At 46.8% G+C, this 19119-nt stretch carries 16 protein-coding genes; all 16 read right to left on the bottom strand.

The window, feature by feature from the left end:
- Window positions 1-167 precede the first annotated feature (167 nt).
- The 16 genes from NYR53_RS00390 to nuoL all read right to left on the bottom strand — a co-directional run bounded on the left by NYR53_RS00390 (window position 168) and on the right by nuoL (window position 19109).
- The gene (locus NYR53_RS00390) at window positions 168-1871 is read right to left on the bottom strand and encodes a phospho-sugar mutase (protein WP_437180155.1); all 1704 of its coding nucleotides are present in this window, start codon (window positions 1869-1871) and stop codon (window positions 168-170) included.
- A gap of 24 nt (window positions 1872-1895) precedes the next feature.
- The gene (gene fabZ / locus NYR53_RS00385; RefSeq protein ID WP_029195635.1) at window positions 1896-2324 is read right to left on the bottom strand and encodes a 3-hydroxyacyl-ACP dehydratase FabZ; all 429 of its coding nucleotides are present in this window, start codon (window positions 2322-2324) and stop codon (window positions 1896-1898) included.
- A 164-nt stretch (window positions 2325-2488) separates the two neighbouring features.
- Window positions 2489-3007: a CDP-alcohol phosphatidyltransferase family protein gene (locus NYR53_RS00380; protein ID WP_047682276.1), complete on the bottom strand. Its 519-nt coding sequence runs from the start codon at window positions 3005-3007 to the stop codon at window positions 2489-2491.
- A gap of 102 nt (window positions 3008-3109) precedes the next feature.
- Complete coding sequence (locus NYR53_RS00375) at window positions 3110-3328, bottom strand: DNA-directed RNA polymerase subunit beta (protein WP_261303454.1); 219 nt, start codon at window positions 3326-3328, stop codon at window positions 3110-3112.
- A 26-nt stretch (window positions 3329-3354) separates the two neighbouring features.
- On the bottom strand, window positions 3355-4221 hold the full coding sequence (locus NYR53_RS00370; protein ID WP_261303453.1) for a flagellar hook-basal body protein: 867 nt from the start codon (window positions 4219-4221) through the stop codon (window positions 3355-3357).
- A gap of 24 nt (window positions 4222-4245) precedes the next feature.
- Window positions 4246-5139 carry a flagellar hook-basal body protein gene (locus tag NYR53_RS00365; protein WP_261303452.1) on the bottom strand — a complete coding sequence of 298 codons (894 nt, stop codon included), beginning with the start codon at window positions 5137-5139 and terminating at the stop codon, window positions 4246-4248.
- A gap of 28 nt (window positions 5140-5167) precedes the next feature.
- Entirely contained in the window at window positions 5168-6166 is a 999-nt protein-coding gene (locus tag NYR53_RS00360) for a rod shape-determining protein (RefSeq protein WP_261303451.1), read from the bottom strand.
- A gap of 167 nt (window positions 6167-6333) precedes the next feature.
- Window positions 6334-6624 carry a sporulation transcriptional regulator SpoIIID gene (spoIIID, locus tag NYR53_RS00355; RefSeq protein WP_047682268.1) on the bottom strand — a complete coding sequence of 97 codons (291 nt, stop codon included), beginning with the start codon at window positions 6622-6624 and terminating at the stop codon, window positions 6334-6336.
- Between the two features lie 270 nt (window positions 6625-6894).
- On the bottom strand, window positions 6895-7632 hold the full coding sequence (locus NYR53_RS00350; protein WP_261303450.1) for a M23 family metallopeptidase: 738 nt from the start codon (window positions 7630-7632) through the stop codon (window positions 6895-6897).
- A gap of 82 nt (window positions 7633-7714) precedes the next feature.
- The gene (gene spoIID, locus NYR53_RS00345; protein ID WP_261303449.1) at window positions 7715-8767 is read right to left on the bottom strand and encodes a stage II sporulation protein D; all 1053 of its coding nucleotides are present in this window, start codon (window positions 8765-8767) and stop codon (window positions 7715-7717) included.
- A gap of 299 nt (window positions 8768-9066) precedes the next feature.
- Window positions 9067-10386: a UDP-N-acetylglucosamine 1-carboxyvinyltransferase gene (murA, locus tag NYR53_RS00340; protein ID WP_261306225.1), complete on the bottom strand. Its 1320-nt coding sequence runs from the start codon at window positions 10384-10386 to the stop codon at window positions 9067-9069.
- Window positions 10387-10584: 198 nt separating this feature from the next.
- On the bottom strand, window positions 10585-10845 hold the full coding sequence (locus tag NYR53_RS00335) for a DUF1146 family protein (RefSeq protein WP_244280137.1): 261 nt from the start codon (window positions 10843-10845) through the stop codon (window positions 10585-10587).
- A gap of 20 nt (window positions 10846-10865) precedes the next feature.
- The gene (locus tag NYR53_RS00330) at window positions 10866-13391 is read right to left on the bottom strand and encodes a S8 family peptidase (protein WP_261303448.1); all 2526 of its coding nucleotides are present in this window, start codon (window positions 13389-13391) and stop codon (window positions 10866-10868) included.
- 670 nt (window positions 13392-14061) lie between these two features.
- Window positions 14062-15573 carry an NADH-quinone oxidoreductase subunit N gene (locus NYR53_RS00325; RefSeq protein ID WP_261303447.1) on the bottom strand — a complete coding sequence of 504 codons (1512 nt, stop codon included), beginning with the start codon at window positions 15571-15573 and terminating at the stop codon, window positions 14062-14064.
- A 4-nt stretch (window positions 15574-15577) separates the two neighbouring features.
- The gene (locus tag NYR53_RS00320) at window positions 15578-17200 is read right to left on the bottom strand and encodes a complex I subunit 4 family protein (protein ID WP_261303446.1); all 1623 of its coding nucleotides are present in this window, start codon (window positions 17198-17200) and stop codon (window positions 15578-15580) included.
- The gene (gene nuoL / locus NYR53_RS00315; protein ID WP_261303445.1) at window positions 17190-19109 is read right to left on the bottom strand and encodes an NADH-quinone oxidoreductase subunit L; all 1920 of its coding nucleotides are present in this window, start codon (window positions 19107-19109) and stop codon (window positions 17190-17192) included. The genes NYR53_RS00320 and nuoL overlap by 11 nt, the downstream gene beginning before the upstream one ends.
- Window positions 19110-19119 lie beyond the last annotated feature (10 nt).

Genomic DNA, 19119 nt, shown 5'->3' with positions numbered 1-19119 from the left:
ATCTTTCCGATAGAAAGCTTTCTTCATAAAAATGTACTTACATTGGAAAACCTCTTCAGGTCCTATCTCGGGTAATAGGCCAAATGAATGCGGATTTAATTTCCATCTATTCATTAGACGACCTATCCCTGACTTAGGTTCTGAAGAGGTTCAGTTTTCCTATTTCATTATCCGTCTACACGGTTAAGCACATATTGAATGATGCCATCCAGCTGTTTTGCGGCTGCTGGACCTGTAGATCCTTGTACCGCAAAATAAAATTTAATTTTCGGTTCCGTTCCTGAAGGACGCAAACAGAACCAAGAACCATCATCCAGAATAAATTTAAGCACATTTTCACGAGGAAGGCCATTTATGCCCTCTGCGTAATCTTCCACTTGGCTTACCAGAGTGCCGCTGATTTCCGTTGGCGGATTCGTTCTCCAAGCTTCCATGATGCGCCCGATTTGTTCCACGCCGTCTTTCCCTTTCAGCGTCCTTGATTCAAGCTTTTCCAAAAAGTAGCCAAAGGATTCGTACAGTTCCTGAAGGACTTCATATAAAGTCTTGCCTTGCTTCTTATAATAAGCTGCAGCTTCAGCTATCAGCATCGCTGCGATAACGGCATCCTTATCTCGGGCGTAGTCCCCGGCCAAGTAGCCATAGCTTTCCTCGTATCCGAATAAGAACGTATGCTCACCATTTTGTTCGAACTGGGACATTTTCTCCCCAATATATTTAAAGCCGGTTAACGTATTTAATGTAGGAATACCATAATGATTCGCGATAACTGCGCCCATTTCACTTGTAACGATCGTTTTGACGACAACGCCGTTCGCTGGTAATGTTCCACGCTCTTTCAAGCTTGATAATAAATAATTTACAATGATAGCACCAGACTGATTTCCAGACAAAACGACATACTCGCCGTTCGGATCCTTCACGACTGCACCCATGCGATCGGCATCCGGGTCAGTTCCGATGATGATATCGGCATCCCAATCTTTCGCTTGTGCAATTGCGAGTGTGAAAGCTTCCCGCTCCTCCGGATTCGGAGACTTAACGGTCGAGAACTGTGCATCCGGCAGCTCTTGCTCGGCTACAACACGTACTTGTCCAAAGCCAACTGCTTTCAGTACTTCGCGCACCGGCACATTGCCCGCTCCATGCAAAGGAGTGAAGATGATGCGGAAATCGCCTTCGATCTGCTTAATCACATCCGGATTTTGGCTAATCGCCGTTACTGCCTTGATGTACGCTTGATCGACCTCTTCACCTAACCAAGAAAGCAGCCCTTGCGCTTCCGCTTCTTGCTGGGATATTTTCTTGACCTTATCGAAGGAATTGATGCTCTGTACTTGCGCAATGACTTGCTCCGCAAACTCAGGAACGAGCTGTCCCCCGTCTGCTCCATATACTTTATACCCATTATATTCAGGTGGGTTGTGACTAGCTGTAACGACAACCCCTGCGGACGCGCCTAAGTATCTCACAGCAAACGATAGCTGTGGTGTTGCGTGCAGTGTTTTAAAAAGATAAGCCTTAATGCCATTCCCTGCGAACACGAGAGCAGATTCTAAAGCGAACTCCGGCGACATATGACGTGAATCATAAGCTAGAACAATGGAAGGACTTGCAGCGCCTGTCCCATTCACATATTGTGCCAAGCCTTGGCTTGCGCGTCCAACGGTATACACGTTGATTCGATTCGTTCCAGCGCCAATCACGCCGCGAAGTCCTCCTGTGCCAAATTCAAGATCTTTATAAAAGCGATCCTCAATTTCTCTCTCATCTTCCCGAATAGCACGCAGTTCTTTCTTCGTTTCGGCATCCACTGCTGGATCCTCTAACCATAATTGATACTCTGTTTGTACACGCGTCATAGTAGTCAGGTTCATCTCCTTTTTATCTATGGGTTATTTATTAGCAAGGGCGAACATAAGCTCGCCTTCGACTACCACTTTGTCGCCTACCTTAGCCACAGCTTGGCCTTTGACAATGGTTCCTTTTACACGTGTAATCGTCATTTCTAAAGTTAGTGTATCACCAGGTACGACCTGTTGTCGCCAGCGAATACCATCTGCACCCGCAAATAAACCAATTTTACCTTTATATTCAGGCATCGACAGAACAGCCACGGCACCTACTTGTGCCAAAGCTTCAACAATCAGCACACCGGGCATAACCGGATAGCCAGGAAAATGTCCTGCGAAGAACGGTTCATTGATCGTAACATTCTTTATACCTACAGCCCTAACACCTTCTTCAACCTCCAAAATACGGTCAACAAGCAGGAAGGGTGGGCGATGAGGAATGATCTCTTGAATCTGGTTGATATCTAGCATAACGGCTTTAAAACTCCTCTCAAAATACTTGTATAAAATACAAGGTAATCACTTACAATAGGGATGTCCCTTCATTAACTGCAGAAGTGAAGGTTCATATAGGGGAGCTTATGTACAGGTCTGTGTTACAGACTTATACATAGGCTCTTTTCACGTAATATACATTATTTCAATTTGGCCCCTCGATTTAATACAAGGAACTGAATAATATAAATGAAGGAAGTTAAGAATGAGACCCCGATTACAAACCATAAATAGGTAATGGCGAAGGTTAAATGAAAAACGATGAAGAGGATCGCAAAGTAGTACAGAACCGTCGTTAACTTTCCCATCACATTGGCGGGAACTGTTAATTTGCCCCTGAAATGAAAGAAGGCAGAGCCCATAATCATACCCAAATCACGAATGAACATCGCCGCAGCTGCCTGCCAAGGAATCAATCCCGAGATGAGCAGGGATAAGATCACTGCAATCATCATGCTCTTATCAGCGAGTGGGTCCAGCATAACACCAACGGGTGTGATAAGCCCGCGAGTTCTTGCAATATAGCCATCGAGGATATCCGTAAGTCCAGCTGCCAGTAAAATAAAAAAGGCAACTTGGATGTGGCCATTAAAAAAAATCACGAGGTACACAGGGATTAGAACAAACCTGCTGATGGTGAGCATGTTCGGTATATTCAAAGTACCCCTCCTGCGCGTTAGTATCCCATATCTGGTACATTTAGCCTTCATTCATTATACCGCTGCTTACACAAAAATAAAACTCCCATGCGGGAGTTAGAGTTAATTCGCAAATACCAGATCGTATAAATGCCGCCAAGTACTCATATGAAAGATTTCCCCCGCTGGCTGATGACCCAGCTTGGTGTAACCTACCCAAAGGCCGATGAAAACAGCCAACACGCATAGTACAGGAATACGAATGATTTTGAAAATAAGCCATACGATATGCAGCCATTTCGGCCTTGGTTTCTTCTTTGGTGGAGCAGGCTTGTCTGACATCGAGCCTTATCCCTCCCTTTCTAAGATCAGACGCGCAAATTATTAGCGATATTCATCATCTGATCCGAAGATGTAATAGCTCGGGAATTGAGTTGAAGCGCTCTTTGCACGATAACCAGATCTGTCATTTCATCCGAAAGCGTAACGTTAGATTGCTCCAGAAATCCCTGCATAAGACTAACGCGGTTAGCCGGATTATCAGCCAAGGGGTTCACATCTTGTAAGATATTCGCCTTCTCAGCAGCCGTTAATCCATTAGGAATCGCATAAAGGTTATCTCCAACGTCTTGGAGAAGCTGTGGACGTACAACGCGAACTAGCTTGATCTGTCCCAAATTAATGGGTGCTGCACTTGGATCCTGCTCACTGTATCCTTTGATCGTTCCGTTCGGTTCAACGACAGGTCGCAAACCTGCTGGCACACGAATCGGGTTGCCATCCACCCCAGTGACGAAGTGACCTTCTTTAGTTGCAAGCACAGTACCACCTGTCGCATCAGGACTTAAACTGAAAGCACCATTACGCGTCCAAGCAGGCTGGAACACCGGGTTGCCGTTCTCATCCGTCTTACTAACGGACACTTCAAACAATCCTTCACCTTGAATAGCAAAATCCGTCACATTCCCCGTAGACTGAATAGGTCCTTGGGACAAATTGGTCTGAATTTGTACCAGCTTCGAACCCCACCCTTGGTTAAAACCAAGCGGTGAGAACCGGCCTAGCTGACGGAATCCTTCTGGCTGCGACTTGACGTTAGTCAGGACGTCCTCGAAGGAAGCTTCCTTCTTCTTGAAACCGTTCGTATTCACATTCGCGATGTTATTGGAGAGAATATCCAGCTTTTGCTGTAAGCTATGCATGGATACCGATGAGTTAATCATAGAATTGTTCATGGTCCTGCCCCTTCGCCAGCTAGATTAGACGCGCCCAACTTCATTCGCGGCTTTTTCCATACTTTTATCATAAGATTGAATCACTTTTTGGTTTGCTTCATATGCGCGAAGCGCTGACATCATATCGACCATCGATTGCGCGGAATCAACATTAGAACGTTCTATGAAGCCTTGACGAACCTGTACTTGATCACCTGCAGCAACCTGCGTTACAGTCGCTTCGTCGCCTGGGTTAATGCGAAGCAGCCCGTTACCTTCACGCAGCAATAGATTCGGATTCTCTGCACGCGAGAGCATCAATCCTACGGGTTGGCCAGTCGGCCCCAGCAGTGGAAGACCATTCCCATCAAGGAACTCGCCCTTGTCTGTCACTTTGAAGGAGTGAATCGGTTGACCCGCTCCATCAATCAACAACAGAGGTTGTCCATCTCGGCCTAGCACTTGGTTCCCGTTGGCATTAACCAGCTGGCCTGCAGTATCAACGGTGAACTTCCCGTTCAAGGAGTACCGCTGCTCCCCCGCGGCGTTCAGCACTGTAAACAGGGCCTGCGGCTGAAACGTTCGTTCTCCATCCGCACTCACAAACTTACCTGATGCATCAAAGTTCATACCGGGTACTTGTATTTTCGAAACAAGGGCAAAATCAAAGGGGTTTTGCGTTTCCTGCAAATCACCCTGTGCATGAATGGAGATGCTCTCCTCGGAGAATACACCTAAACTCATCTTCCCAATGGGAGCTGTCGAGGCACCTTGTCCACCGCGAATCGTCGATATCAGCATCTCCGGGAACGATCGAGACAAAGCATTGCCTTGCTTAAAACCCGGGGAATTAATGTTGGCAATATTATTCGTAATGGTATCGTGTCTGCGCTGCTCGGAGATCATGCCTGCCGCCGCGGTATACAGTCCTCTTAACATCTCTTCACCTCATGGGTAGTATGTCTACTTAAAATTTACGTTTGGATACCTTATCTAAGTTATCGAGCATAATGCCTGTTCCTTTAACGACACAGGACATCGGATCTTCCGCAATTAATACAGGTACTTTCAGCTCGTCTGCTAACAGTTGATCGAGCCCGTGCAGCAAAGCTCCGCCACCTGTCAAAATAACACCGCGGTCAATAATGTCTGCCGAAAGCTCTGGAGGTGTTCGCTCCAATACACTTTTGGCCGCCGTCACGATGGAGGAAACCGGATCCCACAGCGCTTCTTGTACTTCACTGGAGTGAATCGTGATCGTTAGTGGCAAACCGGATACCATATCTCTACCGCGAATATCCATCTCTTGATCTCTACCGTGTGGATATACCGTTCCGATTTTCAGCTTGATATCTTCGCTCGTCCGTTCACCAATCAGCAGCTTGTACTTATTTTTGATATATTTCGTGATCGCAATATCGAACTTGTCGCCTGCAATCTTAATGGAGGAGGAGGTGACGATGTCACCCATGGATAACACGGCCACATCCGTCGTTCCTCCGCCGATATCTACGACCATATTGCCGCTAGGCTGGAAGATGTCCATACCGGCACCAATGGCTGCTGCCTTCGGTTCTTCTTCCATGAATACCTCTCGGGCACCGCTGCGCTCAGCTGCTTCGCGGATCGCCTTCTGCTCAACCGAGGTGATGTTGGTAGGGGCGCAGATCAGTATTCTCGGATGAGAATACCAGTTCTTGCCCCCTACTTTCGCGATAAAATGCTTCAACATCATTTCCGTAATATCAAAGTCCGCAATAACGCCATCTTTCAATGGGCGAATCGCGATAATGTTGCCTGGCGTTCTACCCACCATGCGGAAAGCTTCTTCTCCTACAGCCAGCACGCGTTTCGTATCGCTTTCAATCGCAACAACGGAAGGCTCATCGAGCACGACGCCGCGTCCTTTTACATGAATAAGCACATTCGCCGTGCCGAGATCTATTCCAATATCCTTGCTTAACATTTCTAGTTAATCCTCCCTAAACCTACCGTCCATCCCGTGAAGAATCGGCGCTCATGTATATCGTTCTAATTATAAGCTAAATTCGCTAGAAATGCATTAATTCCTCTTTTTGTGTGAAAATTCGACACGGGAAGTATAAAGGAAACCTATCGGGATGAAGGGTACTTTTAGGACTTAACCGTGACCAGGTTTTCGGAAAGCTTCGGATTTCGAGTTTTTCGATACTTAATTTTCGTCGCTTCTCCTCCTCTTAGGTGCCTGATGGATTTGTGATACTCCAGAATGTGCTTCACCTGATTGGCCAGGTCCGGGTTGATTTCCGGTAGTCTTTCCGTCAAATCCTTGTGCACCGTGCTTTTGGAAACGCCGAATTCCTTCGCAATGGTGCGAACCGTATTCTTGGTCTCGACGATACAGGTACCAATCTTAATGGTTCGCTCTTTGATGTAATCGTGCACTCCCCTCGCCTCCCTACTCGAGATAGTTTGGTAAAGTATATGAGGGGCATGACTAGATATTCTACGTAGCCAAGCCTGACAAGCCCATTTCCCATATTTATTTTCAAAATAATCAAGAATAATCCATTCTGATGTCCTTCGGACAAGCATTTTTGGCAAAGTTGATGTGAAGCAAAGTAAAAAACGAATCCATATATCCATGCAAAAAAGCAGCAGGATATACCCGCTGCCTTTATTTTATGTAGGCTGCCGCCTATGCATCGAAACGAATTACTGCTTAGCGTTCAAAAGCGTTTCTGGATTAACCGCTGCATTATCACTAACTTGGCGGACTTCAAAGTGCAGATGCACGCCATCCTCTTTCTCGAACTCGTTGCGTCCTGCTTTGGCGATGATGTCGCCTTTTTTCACTTCAGCGCCTTTGGCTACTTTCACCTCGGACAAACTTTGGTAAATACTGATTAAACCGTTGCTGTGTGTGATTTCAACGAGATTGCCAACCACCGGATTCTGCTCAACCGCAGTCACCTTGCCACTCAGAGCAGCTAATACATCGAATGCAGCGCCATCTTTGGCTTTCAAGTCAATAGCAGTATGCGGCGTCAATTGATCGTTATATTGAATCATTGCCGTCTGCTTCACTTCTTTTGTTGCATTCGTGTCATAGAAGGGGATGGAGACTTCGACCATTGTTCTGTCTTTAACAGGCCACTGAATCGTTTCGGTTTGTGCGTTGACCGCGACCGCCCCGTCCGGTGCTTTGGTCGTGTCTGTCGCTTTGTCGCTGCTGCTAACCTTAATGCCCAGATCTGCTTCGCTGACTGTCTTCTTCCCGGCGTCCTGGTACACCCACATTAAGGTTAAGATAATTGCTGCTGCTGCCATATACGTTGCTGGGAATACCCACTTCTTAGCAAGCAACCTCTTCCATGTGGATGTCGTACTTTGTGCTCCTTGTGCAGTTTTAGGAGCTTCTTCTTTTTGAAAACCTTTGTTTTGATCATTCATGGTTATCACCTCATCAACCATTCTTGACACATTTAAAGGTTTTATACTTGAAGAAAGATATTTTTATAGAAACGTTAATGGATTACGATTTTTGGATAAAAGGTGTCGCTTTTTCGATAGAAATGCCTGTGTAATAGTAGGTTACGATTTGCTCCGCGGTTTTACCTTCCTTCGCCATACCATTAGCGCCCCATTGACTTAGGCCAACACCATGGCCATATCCGTAGGTGGTTATCGTAATTTTGGAGCCTGACCATGTCCATGTGAATTGAGAGGATGCTAGTCCTAGCTTCTCTCGTACTTCACGACCTGAGAATATTTTACCGCCAATAGATATGGTTTTAATCCGATGACCAGCCGACCATGCTAGTACTTTCATGTTTTTGGTGCTTGTACCTGTTGTTGCTATACTCGTAACGCCTAGCTTCTGAAGCATACTCTTGTAACTGAGATCTACGGTTTCTTGATAGCGAGAAGATAGCTTAATATCCCAAGGGCTTGGCACACTGCGCAGATAAGGACTCTTGAACGGCCAGTAATCTTCCGAGTTCTCTGTATATCCATTACTTGTCGAGAAAAAGGTGGCGTTGATAGGTTTGTGCTCATAAGTGAGGATAAGATCTTTGGTTTCATTCACGGCTCTATCGATTTTGGCCATATTCGTCTCATAACGCTTGTCCCATCTGTCTCTGAGCTCTTGTTCCGTGATATAAGCTTGATGCGCAGTTGTGTCTGTCACAAGTGCATCGTTAACTGGCATATTGCTGTAATCCTTCTCTAGCACTCTACGCACGACATAAGTCCTAGCCGCCATAGCCTGCGCTTTGAGCGCCTCCAGTTCGAATTCAACCGGCATTTCGGCGGCGAGCACACCTTTCACATACTGTTCCAGCGGTACCGTCTCAATTGTCGCTTTCTTGGTCAAATAAACGGGAATCATTAGGCCTTGTTCAGTGATCGTTTCCGCGAACTGTCCGTCTTTCGCAATTTGGATGGGAGGTGCCGCGCTGCCATGCGGAATCTTCTTAACTAGCAATCCTGGAACGAAAATAGTCACACACAACATGGAAGATAAGCAAACAGCCATCCAAAGGATGACCCTGTGGTTAATCACGCGTTTCTTCTTGAACATCATCTAAGCAGCCTCCATAAGCGCGTTTACTAGCAGGTAGTTGATATGACTTAGCTTATGAGAGGGATTGCTAGAATAGAACAATGGGCTATCTTGCAAAATGCATGAGATTGTGGATGCTAGAGCATACAGGTAATCTCACTTGTTTCTTGTAACTGTTCAGTCCTTGGTTTTCGAAAACTTATAGAATGCTATTTATGTTAATGTTGATGGGCATCCGTTAAATGGGCAAACTCTCTCGCCTATTCTCTGCCTGCTCAAAAAAAAGAGCCATTGGAGTTACCCCCAATGGCTCTTCAATCCTATGCAAGCGTCGGCTGGATGTTGAAAAAACCCAACTCCGCAGCTTCCTGCTCCACTTCTTGCGGCACCGATCTTTGAATATCGGCACCTAGCTCACGCAGTACGTCCGTAATATCGACATACCCGCGATCAATATGGTGAACGCCTGTAATCTCGGTTTCACCTTCTGCAGCTAGCGCCGCTAAAATAAGGGCCGCCCCTGCCCGCAGGTCTGTTGCGCATACCTTCGCACCCTGCAGTTTGGCATTGCCGCTCACGATAGCTGTACGGCCATCGACTTTGATATGAGCATTCATGTTCGAGAACTCCTCCACATGCATGAAGCGATTCTCGAACACAGTCTCGGTCACGAGGCTCGTGCCGTCCGCCACCATGAGCAGCGCCATCATTTGCGACTGCATATCGGTTGGGAAGCCCGGATACGGCAGCGTCTTCACATCAACTGCACGAAGCGGCCCCGAAGCGCAGACACGAATACCGTTCTCATCTTCTTCGATGATAACGCCCATTTCTTGCATTTTAGAAATAACAGGTCGGAGATGGTCCCCAATAGCACCCTCCATATACAGTTCACTACCCGTAATAGCTGCGGCAATCATATATGTACCCGCTTCTACGCGATCCGGAATAACCGTATGTACAACCCCACGCAGTTTCTCTACGCCTTCTATACGAATAACACCTGTTCCTGCCCCGCGAATCGTCGCGCCCATCGCATTCAGGTAATTCGCCAAATCGACAATTTCCGGCTCTTTAGCCGCATTCTCAATGATGGTCGTACCCTCAGCGAGCGTAGCTGCCATCATGATGTTCTCGGTTGCGCCAACACTAGCTACATCGAGATAAATTTTGGCACCCTTCAGGCGCCCTTTCACTTTAGCTTCGATATACCCTTGACCCAGTTCAATATCGGCACCCATCGCTTCAAAGCCTTTGAGATGCTGATCAATTGGCCTTGTGCCAATCGCACAGCCGCCCGGCAGCGAAATTCTCGCTTGACCAAGCCTTGCTAACAAAGGACCCATCACGAGGAAAGAGGCTCTCATTTTACGGACTAGATCATAAGATGCTTCACATGTGTTAATGTTGTGAGCACGAACACGAATAACCTGACGGTTATATTCCACTTCAATACCTAAGCTTTGCAATACTTTATTAATGACTAGTACATCGTCAAGGGGAGGCGCATCATGGATGACGCTTTCACCTTCCGAACCCAGAATGGAAGCTGCAATAATCGGTAGAACCGCATTCTTTGCTCCGTTGATTTTCACATTGCCAGCTAACTTTCGGCCACCGCGGACGATAATTTTGCTCATCATGGTCCCTCCGCGCACTTATTTTAAATTACAAGGTTTTGCACATTTCCTAAGTTTATCATCTCAACCCATACAGTTACAACTGTGTTCTTTTGGTATTCCAACTGACCTACATAGAGTTCGGAGAAGGTTTCATTTTTCGATCCGTTCTATTATCCATTGTTGACAACAAAGTTGTTCATTATTCGAAAAATATGATTAAAACATCTTACCGAAGCCCATGGAAAGGCCTAAATATTGAATAAAAAAACTCGCAACTAAGTGTCCGAGGGCTATAGAAAGCAAAATTTGCAGCATAATCGCTTGAGCAGCCTTAGGCCTTTTGAGCAGGACATCGAAGCGGAACGCTTGCAGCGCCCACCACGATAGGCCAATACACATGATGTAGACAGCAATATCCACCATATTCATCATCGAAGCATATTTCGCCGCTTCATTCCATTTACCTGTATCTGCCATAAGTCACTCCTCTTCGGTTTTTACCGATTGATTACTTTAGCGAGCAATGTTACGAATTCAGCTCGTGTTGCTTGCTCATCAGGCCGGAAGGTACCGTCCGAATAGCCGCTTATCCAACCATCCGCCGACATTTGTTTCAGGATCCCCACACCCCAATACGTATCATTCACATCGCTAAAAGGTGAGTTGCCCCGTCGTTTCCCAGTCATATTCATACTTCGGGCAAGCATCTGTGTCATCTCCATACGTGTAAGCGTACGGTCAGGCCCAAATGTTCCATCCGGGTAACCGTCAACAATATTCGCTTGAACCGCTTTGGCTACATAATCGTAAGCCCAATGCGAAGCATCCATATCGCTGAACCGCAGCTCTTGGCGCTTAGACAGCTTCAAAGCTCGCGTCAATACCGTTGCTGCCTCCGCACGTGTAATGGGCTGATTTGGAGCAAAACGGTAGTTTCCGTAACCGCTAATCACACCTTGCTCTGTAAGCTTACTAATGGCATCCTTTGCCCAATGCCCATCAATATCGACAAATCCGCTCACCAGCGTGTAACTGCCTACTTTTAGCCTATACATTTGACTCATAAACCACTGGTTCGCTTGAAGCTTGATATAATAGGTGCCTGCAGGTAGTGTTTTCTCAATAAAAAATTGATCCGAACCATAATCATTTCGATAAAAGCCTTGTTCCTTCAAAGAACTATCATATAGCGTTGCATATAAAATGCGTGATGTCGGTATGTTCGTTAAACGCACTTGGGCGAGACCGTCTTTGCTCATACGGAATTCGAACCAATCCACATCATCAATTTTACTAAATACACCCTCATACACGGAATTCATCGCTGCAAAAGTAGCTTGATACGATTTATCATTCGGTTCATTCGGATCGATCAGCTTCGGGGTGTACTCAATATCTAACGTGTACTCCCCCGTAATGGGCTCGGAGTAGTCCTTCACATTACTGACACGAATGTAATATTGACCAGGGAGCAGATCCATTAGAGAGCTGACCTCGGTACCTCCATCTCCGGCTTGGTCGATCGTAATCGACTTTTCCCCTTCCTTTTGAAAAAGGATCATCGGATCAATGCGCCCCGTATCTACGGATAGCCTGATTCGCATTGTACCTGATTGTTCTAAGGAAATTGCAAACCAATCCATATCTCCTTTTTGATGAAAAGTACCTCGGATCGTTTGACTCCGATCAGGTAAAGCGAATGCTTTATACTGCTTATCATTATCCTCAAATGGATCCTTATAAATAGCAAAATCCGTTCGCATCGCGTAATTTAACGCCGTCTTGCGGGTACGATCCACCGTCTGCAGCTGTACGTACGTACGCCCTTTGGTCACAGGGACCGTGAAAGGCTGACTTCCGTCCGTTGAACTATTCGCGATAAACGTTTCTCCGGAATCAAAACGCACTCGGATACCCGAGCTATCTGCGTTATTCAGCCATAATTTAATAAACCCATCATAAGCCGCATCAATGGCATACCAATCTTGGTCTTGTGCTGAGCTAAGTTCAGCTTTAAAAGCTGTATGAATCGACAATACGGCAGCCTGATTCGTAGTGTCGTTAGGCTCAAAACGATCCTCTTTGTAGGGCTTCGTCAGTGCTAAATCCACTCTTAACAAACCATAGCCCGTTTTGGGATCCCATCCCGTCAACTCCAGGTCTTCAGCTGTCTGCTCGAGCTGCGCACGAACTTGATACACATTCATACTCGGGTATTTGCCCCATACCAAAGCTGCAGCTGCGGCAACCTGGGGCGCAGACATGGAGCTTCCATCTTGATACTGATAGCCGCCGCCAAGTGCTGTTGTGTATACATCCCAAGGCGCCACAAGATCCAGCTCTGGACCAAAGTTCGATCGAGCGTCAGCATGCTTTTCCGAATTAACGCCCCCTACAGCTAGAACTGTTGGATAGGCCGCAGGGTATTTCACACTTGAACTCTCATTGCCAACAGCGGCAACAAGTAGTACATTGCGCTCCTCTGCATACTGCACAATGCCTTCCATATACTCGGAATATTTGTTCAACCCTAGGGAAAGCACGACTATTTTCGCACCATGATCCACGGCGTACTTAATGCCTTCGCCAAGCTTGGCTTCGCCGCCTGTACCGTCAGCCTCCAACGCTTTGATTGGCATAATCTTGGCATTAGGGGCTATACCAGCAATCCCTTTATCGTTATTGAACGTGGCCGCAATGATACCTGCTACGTTTGTTCCATGTCCATTATCATCTTGAGGCTTTTTCGAAGGCTGAAGCAAGTTCACACCATCGACCAAACTGCCTACTAAATCAGGATGTGCAAGATCAACGCCCGTATCGACGACCGCTACGACAATCGGCGTCCGGGAATCTCCTGCCGCAGCCCATGCTTGATCGCTGTGGATCATGTCCAGATAGGTTTGTTTCACCCTCATAGGATCTGTCGACACCGGGTAGGCTGCTTCTGCTTTAGTTATCCCTGTAAGTCCCACAACAAGCATCATGAGTACAATGAGCCAAAGGTGTCGAGTACATTTCATGAAATCACAAGTCCTTTTTGTTGGATGATCTTTTTTCCTTCTCTATCTATACCACATTACCCGTCTTCTCGATACATATAACGGTTTTTCGTCGCAAAAAGTTCAGAACTTGAGCAAAATATTTTTTTGTATGTATTCATGTGATGGCAGACAATCATTCTCCTGTATATTGTACATCGAAATGACAAGCCGTGAAGCGTTTGGAATAATTTGCTGCAAAAGCGTTCAAACCAAAATAAGAAAAACCTCAGGCTGTGTCTTTGGTCTTTCGTATAAACACCTATTTTTGTTCATAAGGAGAAATGGATGTTGGGTATAAAAGGACTACTTACTGTTCGTTCTAGGAGAACTTTTATTCAAAGGCCTAAAATAACTGCGAAATTGCAGGTATTTTGCTAAAATCGTTTCAGAAGTGGAAAAGCCTGCTAATATGCAGGAATTTTTAGCTTTTCCATCCTGAAATTAATAAAAGTTCGAAAAGCCTGCACAATCGCAGGAATTTACGAATATGAGCTATTTAAAGAAAAAAAGCATGCACAATTGCAGGTTTACCAAACCCACAGTCACGCCTGCTCGTTAAAGTTCGCTCCAGCCCAAAACACTTATTCTTTCTTAAATGTTAAAAAAGCCTTCCCCCACATCATAAGCGGGGAAAGGCTTTTTTATAAAATTACATAATCAGAAAATCCTTCGTCAAGGTGAAAATGGCTTCGATGCCTTTCAGCACAAGGTGTGGGACAACGCCCAACGCCACGCTGATGAGTGCACATAACCAAACCGTTATCCCTAACGGAATCGACACCTTAATCTCGGCAGGCTCGTAATCGCTGCGCATAAACATTTGGCGTACGATACCGAAATAGTAGTAAAAGGATACCACGCTGGTAGCGATCATCAGCGACCCTAGCCAATAATGCTGGGTTTGCATCGTGCCTAGGATAATGTACAGCTTCCCGAAAAACCCGCCAGACAAAGGAATACCGGCCAATGAAAGCACGATGAGCACCATGGCCACGGCTGTTATTGGGGCCCTGTAATAGAGACCAGCAAAACCTTTCCCCTCGGTATGGCCTTCAGCCTGCTCGATGATCATCAGTACAGCGAAAGCTCCGATATTCATAAACAAGTACGCGATCAGATAGAAAATAAATTCAGAGAAGTTCGCGTAATGGGTACCGGAAAAGTAAGTTCCGATCGGAACGAGTAAGTAACCTGCATTAGCAATTCCTGAGTAGGCCAAAAGCCTCTTCATATTTGTTTGCTTCAGTGCAATGAAATTACCAGTGACCATCGCAATGGCCGCCATGACCGATATGGCAAGGAACACATCCGATTGAAAGCTGCTGTTCTCGAAGTTGCTAAATCCAAACAACACGTAGAATACGCGGAAAAGGATGGCGAAGCCGGCGCCTTTGGACACAACAGCTAAAAATGCCGTCACTGGCGTCGGTGCGCCTTGATACACATCCGGTGCCCAGCTGTGGAACGGGGCAGCGGCGATTTTGAAGCCGAAGCCGGTGAGCAGCATGAAGAATGCTACATAAAGCAGCGGTTCGTAAGCCGTTACGAGCGTTGGAAGAGCAGCGCCAATTTGCGACAAATTGCTGGAACCAACCATCCCGTATAGGAAGGACATGCCATACAAGATAATCGCGGATGAAATGCCGCCCATGACCAAATACTTGAAGGCACCCTCGTTGGATTTGTTATCTTTCTTCTTCATAGCTACGAGCAAGTAAGAAGTAATACTTAGCAGCTCCAACCCAACGTACAGCGTGATTAAATCCCCTGAGGATGACATAATCATCGCACCTAGCGCGGCGGGCAAGTAGAAGTAGTAATACTCTCCGACGTGTGGAATTGCGTCTTCTTTGACGAAGCTAATGCTCATCAATACGATGAAGCCCGTTCCTGTTAAAGTAAACAACTTGAGCAGATTCGAGAAATCATCCACTCTGTAGCTATTATTGAGCAGCCCAATAGCCTCATCTGGGTTCAACTGCAGAACAACGAATATCGCAGAAATAGCGATGCCAACCAACGTCAGCCATCCAATGATCGAGCGGTTAAGCCTGTTGGGGAGGACCAAATCCAAGAGAGATAGGATAATCGCGGTGACAACCAGCGAAAGCTCAGGGAGCAGATGCACTAAATCAGCGACATGGAGTCTTATCTGTTCCACCGGTCTAACCTCCTATCTTCCCGGCTACGCTGTGGATCAATTGATCCAAGCTGCCTATCGTTTGCTGTAGCGGCTGACTCAGCACGCTTGGGTATACACCGAGCAAGAGAATGAACGCTACCAATGCAATCATCGGCACCGCCTCGATTAATCTAGCATCGCGCATGCCTTGCAGCTGTAGGTTCGGCTGTTTGGCGCCGAACGTGATGTTCAGAACCCCGCGCAACACATAAACCGCGGTGAAAATGATCCCGAGTGTACCGACGATCGCGTACACACGGTGCGTTTCGAAGAGTCCGAGAAACGCGAGGAACTCACTGATGAAGCCGGATAAGCCCGGCAATCCGAGCGATGCCATACCAGCGACCAGCAGAATACCGCTGATGAACGGCACTGAGCTGGCGAGACCGCCTAACTGATCGAGCTGCGTCGTTTGGGTCCGCTCGTAGATGCTGCCTACGAGCAAGAACATCAGGGCCGAGATGAGGCCGTGTGAGATCAGTTGGAACACGGCGCCCTGCAGGCCCGATACGTTGAACGCGGCGAGACCGAGCAGGACGATGCCCATGTGGCTAATACTCGAGTAGGCCAGCACGAGCTTGAAGTCTTTTTGTACCATGGCGAGAATCGCGCCGTACACGATGTTGATGACGCCGAGGAGCGCCAGCATCCAGGCCCACTGCTTGGCTTCCCCCGGGAAGAACAGAATGCCGAATCGGATGAGGCCGTAGGCTCCCATTTTCAGCAAAATTCCGGAGTGAATCATAACAACAGCAGGCGGAGCCTCTGTATGTACTTTGAGCATCCATGTATGGAACGGGAAGATCGGCAGCTTAATGCCGAAGGCGACCAGCAGCATAATGAACACGGTCCACTTCATGGTCGGACTAAGGAAGAACGGCGTTCCTTCTTGATTCACATAGGCCGCAGGATCCTGCAGCAAATTATGTGCAATCGTATGAATGTCACCACTGTAGTAAATGACAGCCTCTGTCTGCGAAGGCACCTGGTTGAATCCAGCCGTGCTGACGAGAATTAAGAACGCGATCAACATAATCGCCGAGCCAAGTCCATTGTAAAGCAGGAAGCGGTTGGCCGCTTGCTCCCGGTTCATATACCCCCAAATACCAATCAAGAAGAACATCGGTACGAGCGTAATTTCGAAGAACAAGAAGAACAAGAACAGATCCTGTGACAGGAAGACACCGAACATACCGGTTTCCAGCAGCAAGAACAGAATAAAGTACGTTTTCCAGCGTTTCTTGATATACACCGAAGCTAAAGCAGCCATTGATGAGATCAGTGCGGTTAAAAACACGAGCGGCAAGGAAATGCCGTCAACCGCCAACGAGTACTTAAACTCGAAGAAATATGAAGTAATTTGCTGAATGCCCTCATGGTTAAGCGGAACTTTGATCCAGTCCAGCTGTTCTTTATACTGAATCGGATCACCCTGATAGTTATAATCGACATACAACCACGCCGCCAAAATAAGCGGGATCAGTGTCGTAACAATACCAATTGTTTTAATCAATCGGCCTTGATCACCACGGATGAAGAGCAAGACCAGAACGCCAAGCAAAGGCGAGAAGGCAATCATACTTAGGATGGGTAGACTAGCCAGCATGGATGAACCTCCTTCCTGCGATGGCGAGTACCAGAATCAGCATCCCCAAAATCATGATGACACCATAGGTTTGTAGTTGACCATTTTGGAGACGCGAGCCTAAACGCCCTAGTCCGACCACCGTAAAGGCGACCAAACGCACAATACCGTCAACGATATACACATCAAACAGTTCGAGGATCCAACCTAAACCGCGAAGCGGTTTTACAATGACACCGTCATAAATTTCATCAATAAAATATTTACGATTCAACAGCGTATACAGCCACGGCATTTTACTGGAAACCACATCGCGCGGAACTGTACGTTTGAGGTAGATCAAGTAACCGAGACCAATTCCAAGCACACCAGCCAGTGTGGACAAAATAATAACAGTCCAATTAGCTTTTTCATCATGATCATGCCCTGTCAGCCACTGACTGAGCCATTCGTTAAACGGCGTATTCACGAAGCCCGCAACAACAGCAAGCACAGCAAGAATAATCAATGGTGTGGTCATCGAGGCCGGAGACTCATGGGGTTCATGAGCGGTATGCGCTGCGTGACCATGATCATTTGCTGTCTCTGCTTTGCCTCTAGGTGATCCCATGAACACGAGGAAGAACAGACGCGACATATAGAACGCTGTGAAGAAGGCAGCAATAACACCGACCCAGAACAAGAGTTGGTTATGCTCGTAGGCTTCCGTCAAGATCATATCCTTCGACCAGAACCCAGCGAAAGGGAAAATACCTGACAGGGCCAGCGTGCCTATCGCAAAAGTCCATGTCGTGATTTTCATTTTGCGGGATAAGCCGCCCATTTCGTTAATGTCTTGCGTATGTACCGCGTGAATTACACTGCCTGCGCCCAAGAAGAGCAGCGCTTTGAAGAAGGCGTGCGTGAACAGATGGAACATGCCTGACGTATAGGAAACACCAATCCCCAGTGCCATCATCATATAACCGAGTTGACTCACCGTTGAGTAGGCGAGAATGCGTTTGATATCGTTCTGAGCAATACCAATCGTGGCCGCAAAGATTGCCGTAAAACCACCTACATAAGCTACGACAAGCAAAGCATCCGGTGAAGCGTGGAAAATATCAAAAGTTCGCGAAACGAGATACACCCCAGCGGCAACCATCGTTGCTGCGTGGATCAGCGCACTTATCGGCGTTGGCCCTTCCATGGCATCTGGCAGCCACGTATGCAGCGGGAATTGACCCGACTTACCCATCGCCCCAATGAAGATCAGAATAGCTATCCATGTGATGATCGTTGGATCGATTTTGCCCGTTGTAAAAGCATTATGAATAGATGTGAAATCAAGCGCATGCCCTGGCATGTACCAGAACAGCAGCAGAATGGCAATAAATAGGCCCACATCCCCAATACGGGTAACGATGAATGCCTTTTTCGCAGCAGCCTTCGCCTCTGGCTTGAAATACCAGAATCCGACGAGCAGGAAGGAACATACCCCTACAAGCTCCCAGAAGATGTAAAGCTCCAGCATATTTTCTGAGATGACAAGGCCAAGCATGGAGAAGGAGAACAAAGCGATATAGCCAAAAAACACATGAATTCGCTCGTCGCCTTTCATATAGCCTTTGGAATAAATATTCACCAGCAAAGACACCAGTGTGACAATCACGAGCATCAAGGCGTTCAGATTGTTAACCTCAAAGCCCATATTCAGCGTGAAATCGCCCACTTGCAGCCAATGCAGCTTATTCCACGTGTAATCCTCCACTTTACCGCCAATTCGTTCAACGAAAATCAGCAAAGCCACGATAAATGATGCCAGCATCGCGAAAATGCTGATGTAAATACCTAAATCTTTTAATTGACGTCCCATAGCCGTAAGTGCTAGAAAAGCAAGCAGCGGAAACAACGGAATGAGCCAGGCGTACTGTGAATAGTCCGATACCATATCCTTGTTA

It is taken from the genome of Paenibacillus andongensis (assembly GCF_025369935.1).
GTDB lineage: Bacteria > Bacillota > Bacilli > Paenibacillales > NBRC-103111 > Paenibacillus_E > Paenibacillus_E andongensis.
Note: the sequence above shows the minus strand (reverse complement) of the source record. Positions and strands in the feature narration are given on the sequence as shown.